Source organism: Gudongella sp. QWL-04, assembly GCF_058683975.1.
In genome coordinates this window covers 90,343-106,801 of sequence record NZ_CM178754.1, presented here as the reverse complement: position 1 = coordinate 106,801, position 16,459 = coordinate 90,343, and the positions used below count along the sequence as shown (strand labels likewise).

Below are 16,459 nucleotides of genomic sequence, written 5' to 3'. Positions count from 1 at the left end.
ATTCTATACCTTTTCTATGCTCCATATTTCCTTTGAGTATTCCTCAATTGTCCTATCAGAACTAAATTTACCCGAATTTACCAAATTCAACCAGCATTTTCTAGTCCATTCCACACTGTTTCTGTAATCATTGTCAATTCTTTCCTGAGCAAGCCTGTATTCTTCGAAATCCTTCAGCACATAGTAATTATCGGGCCTGTGCCAGTCTGCACCGTACAAAAGTGAATTGAATATCTCCCTGTAAACTCCAGAATCGTCGCTGAAGGTTCCATCTACAAGCGAGTCCAGTGCTCGCTTAAGAAATGGGTTGTCGTTGTATACAGACTTGGGGTCGTAGGTATCGCCCATAGCCTTTATATCTTCGACTTGAAGTCCAAAGATATAATTATTGTCCTCTCCTGCTTCCTCTACGATTTCAATATTTGCTCCATCATAGGTGCCAAGTGTTGGTGCACCATTGAGCATGAATTTCATATTTCCTGTCCCTGAGGCCTCTTTTCCGGCAGTTGAAATCTGCTCTGATACGTCTGCTGCAGGAAACAACTTTTCGGCGCAGGATACTCTGTAATTTTGTATGAAGACTACCTTTATTTTTTTGCTCACTACAGGATCGTTATTTACCAGCTCCTTGATATCGTTGATAAGCTTTATGATCCCCTTAGCTCTTACATATCCGGGAGCTGCCTTTGCTCCGAATATAAAGGTTCTTGGGTGGATATCAAACTCCGGAGCATCCTTTATCCTGAAGTAAAGATGGATTATGTGGAGTGCGTTCAATAGCTGTCGCTTGTACTCATGAAGTCTTTTTATCTGAGTGTCGAATATGGATTCCGGGTCTAGATCGATCCCTTCAGTGTGGCTGATATACTCTATAAGCTGTGACTTCTTAAGCTGCTTGATCTCTCTGAACCGCGCAAGAATAGCTTCATCCCACGCGAATTTCTCAAGATTCTTGAGCTTTCCTAGATCTGTAATCCATTCATCGCCTCCCAAAAGCTCACTTATGAGACGGGAAAGCTCAGGATTTGACTGTAGAAGCCATCTTCTTTGAGTTATTCCGTTGGTCTTATTGTTGAATTTCCATGGGTACAGTCTGTACCAATCCCTTAGCTCCTGGTTTATCAACAAGTCTGTATGGAGCCTCGCAACTCCATTTACAGATTTTGAGCCATAAATTGAAAGCCATGCCATTCTTATATTGCCATTGTGGATTATCTCATACTTGTGGAATTGATCATGGGTTATTCCATAGCCGGCAAGCTCCTCGAGGAGCATATAGTTTATTCGCTGGATTATCTCGTATATCTGAGGTATAAGCTCTTCGTAATACCTTACCGGCCACTGCTCCAGAGCCTCTGCCATAAGGGTATGGTTGGTGTAGCCAAAGACATTCTTTACAATCTTCCATGCTCCATGCCACTCCATCCCCTCCAGCTTGGTCAATATCCTCATGAGCTCGGGTATGGCTACTGCAGGGTGAGTATCGTTAAGCTGGATTGCATGCTTGTCTGCAAAGCCTTCAATACTATTGTTTTCCTTTTTATATCTTCTTACGATGTCCTGAAGAGACGCTGAGACAAAGAAATACTGTTGCTTAAGCCTCAGCTTCTTCCCTTCCTCATAGGAGTCATTAGGATAAAGTACCTTAGCAATATTTTCTGCGTCATTTTTAGCTTTTACAGCAAGATCATAATTCTGGTCGTTGAAGGCCTTGAAATCAAACTCCTCCAGTGATTCAGCCTTCCAGAGTCTCAGTTTATTTATCATCTTATGTCCGTACCCGATTACAGGGTAATCGTAAGGAACTGCTCTTATTTCACCACCTCTAAAGGTGACCAAAACAGTTTCCTTAACCTTCCTGATTCCCCAGGGATCACCATATTTTGTCCAGTTGTCGGCTTCCTCAACCTGTTCCTTATTAACGATCTTTTGTTTGAACAATCCAAAATCATATCTTATACCATATCCGTCAAGAGGGTATCCCAGGGTCGCAGCTGAGTCCAGGAAACAAGCTGCAAGTCTTCCTAATCCTCCATTCCCCAGGGCAGGGTCCTCCTCAGATTCCTCAATAAAATCATATTCTATGCCCATCTCAACCAAAAGCTTTTCTACCTCGTCCTTGACCCCCATGCTTATAAGGTTATTGGTAAGAAACCTTCCCATAAGATATTCAGATGAAAGATAGAAGGCTCTCCTTTTTCCACCAAGTGACCTCCTTGACTCCTCCCATAAAGGAAGTACATTTTCCATTAAAGCTTTTGATAGCACAACATATTTTTCAGTGTCCAGCAGCTCCTCAAAGGTTGAGCCGAAGGTAGTCTGAGAATAAAGGTGGATCCTTTTCTTAAGATTCTCGTGGTTGATCATCCTTACCCCTCCTATATATCCAGGTAAGCCTGGATATCCTTTTCGCCAACTTATCAGTAAGCTGCTCCTTTTGTACTCTCCAGGTCCAATTCTGCCCTAGTGTTGCCGGTTCGTTCATCCTTCCTTCCATGCCAAGATCAAGAAAGTCTTGCATCTGAGCTATCGCAAGGTAGGCATTCGTACCCCAGGCACCCCTAATCAAGCCCCAGTTGTAGCCTTCGTCATTATCATCCAGCTTCAGGTACTCGATTGCATATTCCCTTGAATCCTTTGGTGCCGTCTTTATCCAGTCTCTTACCGTCTTGTTGTCGTGTGTTCCTGTATATACTATGCAATTCCTGTCATGATTGTGCGGAAGGTAGTCATTGTCTCCCTCCGGATCAAAGGCAAACTGAAGTATTTTCATACCCGGAAATCCTGTGGCCTTAATAAGATCTACTACCTCTTCGGTCTGAAACCCAAGATCCTCTGCTATTATATCGACATCACCAAATACCTGAGCTATTCTATTGAAAAGCTTCATTCCAGGTCCCTTGGTCCACTTACCGTTTACCGCATCCTCCGCACCGCTGGGAACCTCCCAGAATGACTCGAAGCCTCTGAAATGGTCTATCCTTATGGTGTCAAAGAGCAGGATGCTTTGTTTTATTCTTTTGATCCAAAAGTCGTAACCTGACTCTTCCAGTGCGTCCCAGTCATAGATGGGATTCCCCCATAACTGGCCCTTAGCTGTAAAATAATCAGGAGGTACTCCGGCTACAGTAATTGGCTTAAGCTCCTCATCAAGCTTGAAGTACTCAGGGTATGCCCAAAGGTCGGAGCTGTCCTCTGAAACATAGATAGGCAGGTCTCCAATAATCTTTATTCCCTTGTCATTCGCATAGCTTTTTAGCTTCAGCCACTGCTTCAGGAAAAAATATTGGGTGAAAATCCAGAAGCTTATCCCTTCCGACTCCCTTTTTTCAAATTCCAGCACCTTAGGACTGTCGACATGCTTAAGATCCTCATCCCATTCAGACCAACCCTTGCCGCCTTGACTGTCCTTTATTGCCATGAAAACAGAAAATTCCCTGAGCCACCAACTGTGTTCCTCGTAGAATCCAGCCAGAGCGCCTTCAAGAGAACCCTTGCTTTTTTCGAATGCCAGCCTAAGAAGCCTGTATTTCTCTTTATATAAATGACTGTAATCTACCCTGCCGTTCTCAGCAAAACCTGCAGAGTAAATATCGGACTTTGTCAGTAATCCAAGCTTTAATAGCTCATCCAGGTCAATAAAGTATGGATTTCCAGCAAAGGCTGAGAAGCTCTGATATGGTGAATCACCATAGCCTGTCGGTCCCAAGGGAAGTATCTGCCAGTACCGCTGAGCTGACTTTTCTAGAAAGTCTACAAAATCATAGGCTTCCTTCCCAAAATCTCCTATACCATACTTCCCTGGAAGTGATGAAATCCCTAATAAGATACCGCTTTCTCTTTTCTTCACAAATCCACTTCCTTTGTTTTGGGTTTGATGCACGTTTGTGCAACCGGTTGAACATGTTTTCATGATACCCCGGATGGGGTATCATGAAAACATATATTGTATTTTATCACATACCTGTTGCTACTTCATTCTCGGGATAGGATATCCAATCGCTCCAGCCTCCTACATACAGCTTTGGTTGAAATCCTATCTCCTCCATAAACATTATGTTGACAGTACCCGTTATTCCGGATCCGCAATGCACGATCAGCTGCTCAGATTCCTTCAAGGATTTGAAATGTTCCTTGAGCTCTTCAATATCCGGCACTCTTCCACCTTCGGTCAAAGCTGTCCAGGGGTAATTAACAGCCCCCGGGATATGACCTGCTAACCTATCTATAGGCTCTACATCTCCCCTGAATCGCTCCCTGGTTCTAGAATCTATAACAGATGCTTTTGGATCCTTGAGAGCTTCCTTGACCTCTTCTATGGAAGCCTCTATGCTTGAGTCTATTTTTAATGTTAGGGTTTCTCCAGGATTTGGAAGAGCTGCTGTCTTGGATACAGAATATCCCTTTTCGATCCATTTTTTGATCCCGCCGCCAAGTAATCGCACATCCTCTTTACCAATGAGCTTAAGCATCCACCAAAGCCTTCCTGCCATCGACAAATCACCGTCATCATAGACTATCACGCTGGATTTATCGTCAACTCCAAGCTTGTTGATATTCGCTGCAAACTCGTTCATATCAGGAAGAGGGTGTCTGCCTCCGTGCTGTGCCACCTCACCTGTCAAAATATCCTCGACCGAAACATATACAGCCCCTTCAATGTGGCCTTCTTTATATGCATCAGAGCCATAGTGAGGGTTTCCAAGCTCAGATCTGACGTCAAGCACTACAACTCCATCTTTTTTAAGATTTTCAACAAGCCATTCTGCAGATACGATGTTCTTCATTGTATTCTCCTTCCATTCTGTCATTAAAATTTTCTTCCCCCTCCGCCATGCATCCTGCCGCTTGAGGACCTGTGGACTGTACTCCTTCCGGAGGATGAACCTCCTGACCCTGGCGGGGGCGTTCTTGGTATTATTCTTGAGGTAACAGACGTATCTATCAGCCTGTCTCCTTTGTCGGCAAGATTTACAATGCTGTTGTTCCTGTATGAAAATGGATTTGGAGGATTCTTGATCCTGTACCCCGACTTGACAGATCCGTAGAAGCCTCCTCCGATCCCCAGTGATGCCAGAAAGCTCAACGCAGCTTCAACAAGAGTTAACTTGTTTTCCTCGCTGCCTTCCTCAACTGTGTGTTGGTCGGAGGGTATACCGGCCTGGAGATACTCCTCCGTCTTTCTCAGGAATCCGGATGCAGCTCCATAGTAATCTCCCTCTGTCAATCCGGAGTCAAATACTTCATCCAATATTCTTTCTATCCTTTCGTCCGTCAGGTACCTGATCCCTTCCCCTGAGGTAGATATATATGCTTCCCTGTTGTCCATATCGATCAAAAATAGTATCCCTGAATAATCAGCTCCTCTACCATAGCCTTGGTAATCGAAGTAATCATCTGCGTATTCTCTTGCACTTTTTCCCTGAGCGTTATCAGTGGTAACTATAACTATATCCATATCATACTGGTCTGAAAAAACTGCAGCTGTCTCCTCGAGCATAGATTCCTCTGACGACGAAAACAGCATCGCGTCGTCGACTACAAGCCTTTCGGCTTCTGCTGCAAGTGATAAGCTTGAAAAAAATAGAAGGGCAAGAATCAAGAATGGTAAAAGTATTCTTCTGTTTGCTACCATAGGAACATCCCTCCTATTGCAAGGGCACTGAATACTACTGCAGCAATCAAGCCTGCAGTTGAGAAAACCCTTCCCTCGCTGAGCGGCAGATCGCCGAACGATTTTCCCGACTGCCCGTTTACAGCGAAGACATATGTTTTCCCCTTGTATCCATAGGTCAGTATCCATGCAGGCAGAAGCGAAAAATGCCAATTTTTGAGGTTCAGCTCCATTTCCTTCTTCTGAGGAATAACCTGCTGATATCCTGCAGTGATTTCGCTAAGCATATATCCAAAATACTTTTGCAGATCCTGTCTTACCATAGGCTCGACGTCTTCCCTTGGGACGTTATACTGCTCGGCATAGAAGCCGGAAAGATAACCCATAGAGAATGGTATCGCACCCTCCTCATCATATGGTCCTATCCCATTTAAGAGCCTGGCATCGATCTTATCGAAGCCCAGTGCTCCTGCGTTATTTATCTCAAGATTTCCTTTACGCACTATCTCATATTTTTTAGTCTCAGTATATTCTGTGTTGCCATTTCGCCAGACTCTAGTTTCCCTTCCCTCGCCGACGAAATCAAGCCATGCATTTGCCTCGACTCTCCAGTGGGGAAGATATACCCCGGTTATTTTTTCAAGCTGAGATTGACTGGTAAAGTCCTTTGGAACATATTTCTTCCTTCCAGCCCATTCCATAAACAGCTCCTGAGCTCTGTCTTTGCTGATTTTGAAAGGTATGATCTTCTTAGGCTTGAACTCCCCCTCCAGCTTTCCCGAAAGGATAACCGGATTGTGGCAATAGTAGCAAAAGGTAGCCGAGGTAGTATCATCGGTTACCAGGTCTGCTCCGCAGCTGTTGCAGTGGTAATTTATCAGGTGCTCCTTCTCTTCAGCAGGCATATCTCCTGCTTCATCTACAAAGCCCTTGTTCAGCTGATCTTCTGTGAATTCACTGAGGCAGTATTCACATTTGAATTTCCCATGATCCGGATTGAAGTGGATACCTGCTCCACAATTCAGACACTTAAAGCTTGTGGTTGTCATTTTCTACCTCCAGCAGCTAAAATTTATTGCCGCACTCCGGACAGAATTTTGGTGTTGCACCTTCCGGAATATATCCACAGTTGGAGCAGGCTTTTTTCTCAGGTCCTTTTGCTCCGCATTCTGAACAGAATTTTCCGCTGTTCTTGGCTCCACATTCTGTACAGAACCACTCATTAGCTTTCTTGGGCTGTGCTTGCTCGTTCTTCTGAGCTTGCTCCTCCATCTGTCTTTGGTTGGATTGACTTGCAGCTCCAATAAACGAGCCTGCGCCCTGCATGCCTACTCCCATTCCCAGGAATGCGCCCATGGCTCCTCCTTCATTCGAACCTGCAGCCTCCAGACCCCTTGCAACTGAGCCTTGTACGTAACCTTCCCTGACTGAGGGATCTCCAAGCATAGCTCCCTTGTTTCTCATGTTTATAAGCTCCTTGGACTCGTCGTCGTAGGAGATGCTTGCTATACCTACAGACTGGATCTCCATACCTCTGTTCTTCTTCCATTCCTCATCGAGGATCTGAGCCATATAAGCACTCAATTCCCTTCCTTTGGATGGTACGTGGGATATCCTGATCCCGTCAACGGACATCTGGTTCATGGCTGCCTGGAGAGCTTCCAGGAACTCTGAAAGGTATTGCTCGTTAATATCCTGGATCTCTACCTTGTCCTCGTTCTTAGGAATGGCCTCCATAAAGAACAATAGCGGATCGGTTATCTTGATCGAGTAGGTTCCATGAGTCCTTAAAAATAGCTCTGAATTATAGAAATCATCAAAATAGTTCAAGGGGTTGGGAGTTCCAAATTTGATTCCCTTGATCTCCTGTAGGTTGATGTAGAAAACCTTTTGCTTTGAAGGCGTAACTCCACCGAATTTTATCCTCTGGAAGGATTCAAGTAGCGCTTCCTTAAATGTTCCGTTGAACAATGAAGGCATCGATGAATCATCTACCTTGTAGTAGCCCTCCTCGGCGGTATAATCCACTACCTTTCCACCATCCACCAGCATCATGAATTGATTTGGGTAAACATGTATCATGGAGCCGTTAGATATTACGTCCTCGGTTCCCTTTCTGTTTGAGCCTCTCCTGTCATCCTTCCTTACTGTGACTCCCTTTGTAAAAACAGTATTATCGCTCATGTCATCAGGTTCAATTACCTCCAGCCACTGGTCAGCCAAAGACCCTCCGATGGCACTTCCGATTGCTTTGATCAATCCCATGATAGCCCTCCTTATATATTAATATTTCTAATTATCCCACGATATAACTATACCCCAACACAGCTGAAAATTACAAATAATTATATGGTCAACATTTATGAAGGTGCAGCCCCTTGGACCACACCTTCAGTTTAATTTCTTCAGAATCTCAAGATCGCTGCTGCCGGTTTAAGTACGGGCATCTTCTCTTTGTCTAAAACGTAAACCTTACCACCATTTTCCATGGCAGCCAGCAAGGCTCGATCCAGAATATCCATATGGTTTTCGCCTTCGCTATTGTCGACTACTATTTCGCCGGTGTCATTGTCCAGAAAACCCCATTGCTGTACGCCATCAGCGACAAACAGCCGTTCTATTCTTCCGTGCAATGCCAATCTTGTGATCTCTGCTGCATCGCAGCTTGACAGCTTAGAATCAGTACCCTTAAGGGTGTTGAATTTCTCAATTTCTCTTTCCAGCATGCCTTCACACCTGGGTATAACTATCTCCAGTGCTTTTTCATGTATATCCCGGGGTGAGACTCCTACAGGGCTTCCCTTAATTGACTCCTCCATCAGATGAGGATAAGTGCTTACTTCTCTATACATAGGATAAATGTAATCGACCGAGTACACCAGAAGAGGTGCTCCGGTATCCTTCAAAACTCTCGATACTTCTTTATCTATACTTCTCAAATGTTTGGATATCTCATTTTTTTCTGTCTGGCTCATTTCATTGTAGCCATGAAGGTAGGAAGTGGCACCACCTGTTGCTCCCTTAGGACTTGTGGCTTCCTGGCGCAGCTCATTTGCCGGGATATAATTTTCAACTAGCTCATCTATCTCAGGTACATCGACCCTTTCAATCTCATAGGCGCCTGCTTTATATAGCTTTATTTCCGACTGGCTGAGGGTAAGAACATTGAACCTGGTATCTGACGACAAGTATTTAATGAGTGGTCGCAAGTAATATCTGTTGGATACGCTCAGGGTTTGCTCAGAAGCAATTGGCAGCTTGTAGTGCTTAAATGAATTTTCTGAGATGAAAAGTGCCAAGGTCTTGTCCTGTTTCTGCCAGAATAGAGCATCATCCAAAAGCATCGTGCAGGGTTTTAGGATCTCGCTTGCTTCTCTCCCTCCAAAGCCCATCTCGATAAGCCTTTCCTCAGCTTCCTTTAGAATATTCTTCAGTTGTATCCTGCTTTGTCCAGCTTCACTTCCATATCTCCATGTGGGCATGTAAATTGAGACCAGTCCCTTATGGTCTTCCTCCATCATTTGCTTCAATAGGTCAAAGCTGATTTTTTCCATAGTTAATCTCCTTTCAATACATTGATTCCCGTCGATCCCTTGTGTTGAATTTCAGATAAACTATTATTCAATATACTTTTACCACTCTTAGAGAGAATAAAACATTATGGATACCCTGGTGGTATGAGTATGTTTTTATTGAAAATGGTGCTTTGTTATGCTAGAATAAAAAATAAACCCCTATGGGGTATTGGAGGTGTGCCATGAAAGAAAAGCTATTCGGCGTAGGATCTATCTTTTCAGCTATAGCAGCATCCCTATGCTGAAGTGGAGGCCTTATTTTGGCATCCCTGGGTCTGGGATCTGTAGGCAGTGCTTATTTTTCTAATCTCACACAGTATAAGCCTATATTTGTATTGATTACAGGTGTTCTTTTATATAAAGGCTATTCCGTAATAGAAAAAAAGAATGCAAGCAAGGGCACTAAGATATTTTTCTGGATCAGTGCTGCTATATCGATCCTTGCTTTGTACTACCCGACGATATTAAACTTTATAAGCGCTTTCTAAGAAGCGCTTATTGTTCTGAAATGCTGAAATAATATCTGGAACAGGCATAGATAGTGATAATAAGTTATTGCTCCAGCTTTCTGTAAAGAGTTGCAATGCTTATACCAAGCTGTTTTGCCAGCTCTTTTTTTGCGTCTACAGAGTCCCCGATCACCTGAAGTCTTGATTGAATAACATCTCTTTCATAAGCCTTTGTAAGCTCAGAAAGAAGCTTAGAGTCAATATTTTGCGACATTGTCATCTTTCTTGAAAGGTATTCCTCGCTCACCCTGGATTCATTTGAAAATATGACGCAGTATTCTATAAGGTTCTTAAGCTCTCTGATGTTTCCGGGAAAGCTGTATTTCAACAGCAAGCGCTCAGCTCCGGGAGTAAAACCGTAAAGCGGCTTTTGATAGATTCTGCTGAAATGCTCAAGAAAATTTTTAGCCAGTATCAGAACATCGTAGCCTCTTTCCCGGAGCGGTGGTATAAACAACGGTACAATATTAAGCCTGTAGAACAGATCCTCTCTGAAATAACCGTCTCGCGTCATTTTGGCAAGATCCTTGTGAGTGGCTGATATTATCCTCGGATTGACCTTTATTCCCCTATGTCCCCCGACTCGTATTATCTCCTTCTGCTCAAGAGCTCTTAGAAGCTTGACCTGCATCCCTAGTGGAAGCTCTCCTATTTCATCCAGAAACAGGGTTCCCTCCTTGGCAACTTCAAAAATTCCTAGCTTGCCTGTTGAGCTGGCACCGGTAAATGAACCTTTTTCGTACCCAAAGAACTCGCTTTCCATTAGGTTTTCAGGAATAGCGCCGCAGTTTACAGGCTGGAATATCTGTTCACTCCTGTTACCTGCAAAATGTATTGCCTTTGCGAAAATCTCCTTTCCTGTCCCAGTCTCTCCAAAAATGAGCACTGATGCATCGCTTCCGGCAACCTGAATTGCTTGTCTCCTGGCAGCTTTTATAGCTTCACTCTCTCCCAAAATATCCTCGAAGGTTACTATCTCGTTTTCCTTCCTGGACTTGAGAACAGATTGCTTCATTTTCCCAAAATCGCTAAGTACCAGCACATATCCGCTCTTGCTGCCATCTGAAATGATAGGGTTGCTCTGGATTATATACTCTTCGCCTCGAATATTTACTGGACCAAGCTCCCCTGAAAAACCCCTCGAGCTTAGCTTGTCCAGTATTGCCTCTGGAAGTATCTCTCTTATGAGATATCGCCTGCCCTGCTCAAGATCCATTCTTTCCGATAAATATGCATTGACTGATGCCACTCTCATGGCTTCGTCTATGATCAAAATGCCCTCTGTTATTGAGTTAATAAGCGTCTCAAGCTCACTCGACCTGTACTCAAGCTGTCTACCGTAATCTTTCTCCTTCAGCATTGTATTTATTATTCCTTTGAGCTGATCCTCAAGCCTCTCATAACCATCTCTATTGTTTAGAAGATTATCTCTAGATTTCTCATCAAATGCGCATAATCCAAGGACCCCTATGATATCCCCCTCGTAGCTTATAGGCAGGCATATCTCGACAAGCTCGCTGCAGTCCTCCTTGCTTTCGCAATCGCCACATATGCTGTGGAGTCTTGGATTCTCTATAAAGTACTGTTCGCCTGTTGTAATACATTTATGGAAGGCTGAATTGCTCGGTGCAGCCCTTCCAATAGCCTCACTGTGCCGACCGGTACCAACGACTCTTTCAAGGCTTTCATCAACGATTGTTATATCTACATTTGTGACTGCATGAAGCGCTTCTATTATGTGCTGCAGCTCGCCTCTTATATTGTTGAGCATATTCATGGGGCTTACTCCTTTCTCAAATCAGATAATTGTTTCTCATATTTGATAAGCTAATTTAATAGCATTTTTATGTTTTTTCAGTACTATTGCAGTTTTAGATTATCATTATTGATAAATCAGTGCAATTGTTTTTTAGACATACGTCTGGAACTCAGCGGATAAGCCATTATTAACTCAAGATATCTTGGCATGGTATTTGCATTAATACTCTTTGGAGGTGGAAATATGACAAATTCCCGCATATTGATCGATATCTTAAAGGACCAGGTCAAGCCTGCCCTTGGTTGTACTGAACCAGGTGCAGTTGCTTTTTGTGCAGCAAGGGCAGCCGAGCTGTTGGCATGCCCGGTTGAAAAAATGGAGCTGGTGGTAAATAACAATATTTTAAAAAATGGAATGGGCGTTGGAATACCGGGCACTATCGAGAGAGGTCTTGACTTTGCAGCTGCTCTTGGTATCTTCTGCGGCAACTCAGAATACGGTCTTGAGGTTCTTAAAACTGTGGATGGACCCTGCATATCCAAATCCAAGGAGATGGTCGAAGCTGGAAGAATAAAGGTCATCCTTGACAAAGAGCTTACCAGCCTTTACATAAAGGCCACGGCTTGGGGGGAAGGAAGCATATCTGAGGTAGAGATTAAGGATACTCACACAAATATATTTCTTGAGAGGTTGAATGGACATACTACATATCAGAAGGATGAGTCATTTGCTGAGGATCGGCAAACAAAGACTAAAACCAAAGGAATCAGATTCAGGATCAAGGAATTTACAATTGATAAGCTGGTCAGTTTCGTTAACGAGTGCCCTATTGAGGATCTATCCTTTATCAATGATGGGATCGAGATGAATCTTTCACTGGCAAATGTCGGGATCAATGAGGACATTGGCCTTGGTATGGGTAAGCACTTCAAGGCTCAGATAAACGACCCTTTTTCCAAGGCAAAGGCATATACAGTAGCAGCATCAGAGGCGAGAATGACGGGATATCCGCTGCCTGTAATGAGCAGTGCGGGGTCCGGAAACCACGGGCTAGTTGCGATTATTCCTATCTCTGTGCTTGGTCTGGAGACTGGCATAGAAAGAGACCGTATCATTCGCTCAGTAGCTCTTAGTCACCTTGTGACCATCTACGTGAAGGTGCACCTGGGAGTTTTAACCCCAGTGTGTGGATGTGGTGTGGCCGCAGGTGTGGGCTGCGCAGCAGGTATTGCCTATCTGAAGTCTGGAAAGGTCGAGCACATAGAGGCCTCGATCAATAATATGATCGCAGGCGTATCCGGAATATTATGCGATGGAGCAAAGATCGGCTGTGCTTATAAGCTTGCCATATCAGTCGATGCGGCAAGGGATGCATCCTCAATGGCACTGTCTGACATCCGGATACCCTCCGACAATGGAATCCTGGGAAATACTCCTGAGGGATCCATCCGAAATCTTGCACACGTTTCAACTAAAGGCATGAGCAATACCGATGAAGCTATTTTAGATGTGATGATCGAAAAATGCGTATAAATAACACTGGGGAGCCAAACGGCTCCCCTTGTTTATAAATATAGATTATTCTATACTTCCTGTTCGTTCAAGTTTCAATAATATTTCCTTTATCTCAAGTCCTCCCCCGAATCCTACCAACCCACCGTTGGCTCCAATAACTCTATGTCAGGGGACTATGATGGATACGGGATTATGGTGGTTTGCACCACCTACTGCTCTCATTGCTTTAGGCTTTCCTATCTGGATCGCAATTTCCTTATAGCTTCTTGTCTCACCGTAGGGTATTGTCTTAAGTGCTTCCCATACGGTTTTTCTGAAGTCTGTTCCCTCCATAAGTATCGGAAGCTGAAACTCCCTTCTGCTTCCATTGAGATACTCCTCAATTTGTGCAATGCAGTTCGCTATAAGCTCAGTTTTTATATTCTCGCAGCCATCCGGCTTTATCTCTCCAAAATAAAGTCCGTTTATAAAGCCTGATTTTTCAGTTATGGTCAATACCCCTATTGCGGTGTCACAGCTATAAAAGCTCTCCATCACTCTAAACCTCCTAGCTTCTCATTTGTTTGTATCTTTCAATATTCTCATCGCTTAAAAACTCATATGCTTCGTTGATTTCCTGGAACTTTCTCGTTGCGTCCGGGGAATGATTTATGTCCGGATGGTATTCCTTTGCCTTCTTTCTATAAGCAAGCTTTACCTGATATTTGTCTGTATCCGTCCCTAATCCCAGGGTAGAGCATGCAGTCTCATACCTTGACCTGAACTCTGTTATCGGATTGGAATAAGGCTGCTGTCTGTAGTAGCCACCCTGCTGCTGGCCCTGCTGCTGATAGCTTTGCCATTGTCTGAACCTTTCCTCCCATTCCCTTTGCTGCTGCTGTTGCCTTTCAGCTCTCTCCCTACTTATCCTCTCCTCCTCCATTCGCTGATACTTGTGTCCGTACTCGGAGAAGCTCTTGTACTGACCCTTTCCATCCATCAGGTAGCTGCCCAGGTCGAATAAATATTCAGTAACTATGTATTTCAGATACTTCAAAAAGGATATGAACTTATAACCCAGTATTGGGAATACAACAAAAAAAACTATAGCCATAAGGGTTATTGGATTTAGAAGCAGCACAAGACCAACGGGAGTCGACAAGAGAAGTATCAACAGACACCCTCCCATCCCGATAAGTGCGGCTAACGCCCTCGCTATACCGGCAACAAGGCCTACTGCCGCCTCTGCTATCCAGATGAACAAGTCGAATATCACAGACAAAAATTGACCAAAGCCATATATGACCTTTCCTGTTATTTTCTTGATTATCGTCATTAAATTTCTCCATTCATTAAAATAAGCTGAAGTCTGATTCCATTGTATTTTGTTTTAAAGACTGTGTCAATCAAGGGCTTAGTAATGACTGGTTCTGAGGGACGTTCTTTTACTTTTGGACTGCCAGTAAAATAAAAAAAAGATCGTTCATCGAACAATCTTAAACTTACTAAGTTACTCCAATGTACTACTGATATCTGACCCTGATTTTGTGATACTCTTTTAACTCATTTGCAAGCCTTCTGGCCTGTTCCTGATCCTTTACGATTCCAAGGTACGTGCCATTGGAGGTCTGAATGTCGAGTTCAATCGAATTCTCCCATTCCAAAAAGCATATCTCAAATATTGAGTCCCAAGGAAGACATATCTGTTGTTCCCCTATAGTATCAGCTGGGACAAAGTTTATTCCTGGCTCATCAAGACTCATACTGAAGTTTATTGTTCTAAAAAAACCTGTTTTTAAGTGAACCAGGTAATTCATATACTACACCTCCAGCATAATTTTACCCAAATAATACCAACTGCCTCAGAGAATTGCCATTAGTCAATGACAAATTATGGCAACTATTATGACAAATTTTATGGAAATGATTAACCCTCTTTGGTATACTATACTCAGGAGGTGTAGGCTGTGGAATTTAATGAAAAGCTTGATTTTCTAATGAAGCTAACCAATACAAGCAATAGTTTGCTGGCAAGACACATAGCTATGGACCCTTCCTTCGTCAGCAGGCTTAGATCAGGAACCAGAAAGCCTTCAAAAAATGAGGATTATATAGAACCTATATCAAGATTCCTTTCAAAGAGGTGTACAGAAGATTATCAAAGGGACGGTTTGTTTGATTTCTTAGGTATCAGCCAGAGGCAAGTATCCACCGACCCGGCAAGCATATCCGGATTGATGATTTCATGGCTTCTTAATAAGGACACTGCATCAGATGATTCTATAGTATCGCTGATCAAGAATATAGACGAATTCAGCTTTAAAAAACCTCAATCCATGAATACCGAAGCTGCGGGACTTCAGCTGGAGAGTTTAAATGCAGGGACTTATGTGGGGATTGATGGAAAAAGGCAATGTGTGCTGGGATTCCTGTCGGCAATAATACAATCCCCAACACCGCAAACGCTCCTTCTTTACAGCAATGAGGATCTGGAATGGCTTGCTGGAGATCCTGTCTTTACTGCTAAATGGGCAGCCTTGTTCTTTGAGGTATTGAAGAGAGGAAACAACGTAAAAATCGTTCACACAATAAGCAGATCCCTTGATGAGATGCTCACCGCCATAAAGGAATGGCTACCATTCTATATGACAGGCCGCATAGAGCCAATGTACTATCCAAAGACAATGGATGGAGTTTTTAGAAGGACTATGTTCATCGCACCGGAGACCTGTGCCTTGATATCGAACTCAGTGGGAAGTGTCTCAAGCAGCTCAGTAAATAACTATTTCACAGACCCAGTCGCAATTAGAGCCTACGAGGCTGAGTTTATTGATTTTTTAAGACAATGCAGACCTCTAATGAAAATATTCAATCCAATATCTTCCCGAGAGCACCTGGAGTCCATGGTAGAGTTTGAAAATGAAGAAGGCGATATAATGATAAGGTCTCGCATTTTATCATCATTTACCTTCCCACAGTTCCTGCTGGAGAGGATCCTCAAGGAGCTGAATCATCCTGACAAGGCGTCCATGGTAACCTTTCACAGGGCACGGCTAAATAGATTGATCCAAAGCCTGGCAACCAATAGGATAACAGAAATCGTTGTACTTCCTGCTCTTGAGGAAATTAAAGAGAAGAGGATACCCATAGGGTTCTCAACAATGTTTTCTGAGAAGGAGATCCCATATGACCAGTACACCATAAAGGCCCATCTTGAAAATATCGTTTCGTTATTGAAGCATCATGATAACTACAACGTGGTCCTACTTGATAATTCAGATAACGATCTTTCAATATATATCAAGGAAAATGTAGGACTCTTCGTCTTGAAATACAGCATCCCTTCGATAACTTTTGCCATCAACGAGCATGGTATGACGTCCGCTTTCTGGAACTACATGAATCTCCAGCTTAAGCAAGTGACTCCGGACAAATCCGGTAAGGAAAATACTATAAAAGAAATCAACGACTACATCAAAAAAATGGGCACCCTTTAGGATGCCCATTT

Annotated in this window: 14 protein-coding genes; 3 read left to right on the top strand and 11 right to left on the bottom strand. The window is 43.4% G+C overall.

Annotation, left to right across the window (positions count from 1 at the left end; translation table 11 throughout):
- Positions 1–3: 3 nt before the first annotated feature.
- The 7 genes from AC4PHB_RS00530 to AC4PHB_RS00500 all read right to left on the bottom strand — a co-directional run bounded on the left by AC4PHB_RS00530 (position 4) and on the right by AC4PHB_RS00500 (position 9,168).
- A complete protein-coding gene (locus AC4PHB_RS00530) occupies positions 4–2,367 on the bottom strand; it encodes a glycogen/starch/alpha-glucan phosphorylase (protein ID WP_492136741.1) in 2,364 nt (787 codons plus the stop codon).
- Positions 2,345–3,850, bottom strand: coding sequence for a 4-alpha-glucanotransferase (gene malQ / locus AC4PHB_RS00525; RefSeq protein ID WP_492136740.1), 1,506 nt, complete (start codon positions 3,848–3,850; stop codon positions 2,345–2,347). The genes AC4PHB_RS00530 and malQ overlap by 23 nt, the downstream gene beginning before the upstream one ends.
- 106 nt (positions 3,851–3,956) lie before the next feature.
- Positions 3,957–4,811 (bottom strand): sulfurtransferase, encoded by an 855-nt coding sequence (locus AC4PHB_RS00520; protein ID WP_492136739.1) that lies wholly within the window; start codon positions 4,809–4,811, stop codon positions 3,957–3,959.
- Positions 4,811–5,635, bottom strand: a complete 825-nt coding sequence (locus AC4PHB_RS00515) for a TPM domain-containing protein (RefSeq protein ID WP_492136738.1) — start codon at positions 5,633–5,635, stop codon at positions 4,811–4,813. The genes AC4PHB_RS00520 and AC4PHB_RS00515 overlap by 1 nt, the downstream gene beginning before the upstream one ends.
- Positions 5,629–6,663 (bottom strand): TFIIB-type zinc ribbon-containing protein, encoded by a 1,035-nt coding sequence (locus AC4PHB_RS00510; RefSeq protein ID WP_492136737.1) that lies wholly within the window; start codon positions 6,661–6,663, stop codon positions 5,629–5,631. Before AC4PHB_RS00510 ends, AC4PHB_RS00515 begins: the two co-directional genes overlap by 7 nt.
- Before the next feature lie 16 nt (positions 6,664–6,679).
- Complete coding sequence (locus tag AC4PHB_RS00505) at positions 6,680–7,879, bottom strand: SPFH domain-containing protein (protein WP_492136736.1); 1,200 nt, start codon at positions 7,877–7,879, stop codon at positions 6,680–6,682.
- A gap of 140 nt (positions 7,880–8,019) precedes the next feature.
- Complete coding sequence (locus AC4PHB_RS00500; protein WP_492136735.1) at positions 8,020–9,168, bottom strand: baeRF7 domain-containing protein; 1,149 nt, start codon at positions 9,166–9,168, stop codon at positions 8,020–8,022.
- Between the two features lie 281 nt (positions 9,169–9,449).
- Between AC4PHB_RS00500 and AC4PHB_RS00495 the strand changes: the two genes are divergently transcribed.
- Complete coding sequence (locus AC4PHB_RS00495) at positions 9,450–9,677, top strand: hypothetical protein (RefSeq protein WP_492136734.1); 228 nt, start codon at positions 9,450–9,452, stop codon at positions 9,675–9,677.
- Positions 9,678–9,741: 64 nt separating this feature from the next.
- Here AC4PHB_RS00495 and AC4PHB_RS00490 read toward each other — a convergent pair whose 3' ends face one another.
- A complete protein-coding gene (locus AC4PHB_RS00490) occupies positions 9,742–11,475 on the bottom strand; it encodes a sigma-54-dependent Fis family transcriptional regulator (protein WP_492136733.1) in 1,734 nt (577 codons plus the stop codon).
- Positions 11,476–11,700: 225 nt separating this feature from the next.
- Between AC4PHB_RS00490 and AC4PHB_RS00485 the strand changes: the two genes are divergently transcribed.
- On the top strand, positions 11,701–12,990 hold the full coding sequence (locus AC4PHB_RS00485) for an L-cysteine desulfidase family protein (protein WP_492136732.1): 1,290 nt from the start codon (positions 11,701–11,703) through the stop codon (positions 12,988–12,990).
- A gap of 45 nt (positions 12,991–13,035) precedes the next feature.
- On the opposite strand, the gene AC4PHB_RS00480 is transcribed toward AC4PHB_RS00485, so the two are convergent.
- The 3 genes from AC4PHB_RS00480 to AC4PHB_RS00470 form a co-directional block, all read right to left on the bottom strand.
- Entirely contained in the window at positions 13,036–13,506 is a 471-nt protein-coding gene (locus tag AC4PHB_RS00480; protein WP_492136731.1) for a methylated-DNA--[protein]-cysteine S-methyltransferase, read from the bottom strand.
- A 13-nt stretch (positions 13,507–13,519) separates the two neighbouring features.
- Positions 13,520–14,287 (bottom strand): J domain-containing protein, encoded by a 768-nt coding sequence (locus AC4PHB_RS00475; RefSeq protein ID WP_492136730.1) that lies wholly within the window; start codon positions 14,285–14,287, stop codon positions 13,520–13,522.
- A gap of 187 nt (positions 14,288–14,474) precedes the next feature.
- Positions 14,475–14,768, bottom strand: coding sequence for a hypothetical protein (locus AC4PHB_RS00470; RefSeq protein ID WP_492136729.1), 294 nt, complete (start codon positions 14,766–14,768; stop codon positions 14,475–14,477).
- A 150-nt stretch (positions 14,769–14,918) separates the two neighbouring features.
- Between AC4PHB_RS00470 and AC4PHB_RS00465 the strand changes: the two genes are divergently transcribed.
- Complete coding sequence (locus AC4PHB_RS00465; RefSeq protein ID WP_492136728.1) at positions 14,919–16,448, top strand: hypothetical protein; 1,530 nt, start codon at positions 14,919–14,921, stop codon at positions 16,446–16,448.
- Positions 16,449–16,459: the final 11 nt, after the last annotated feature.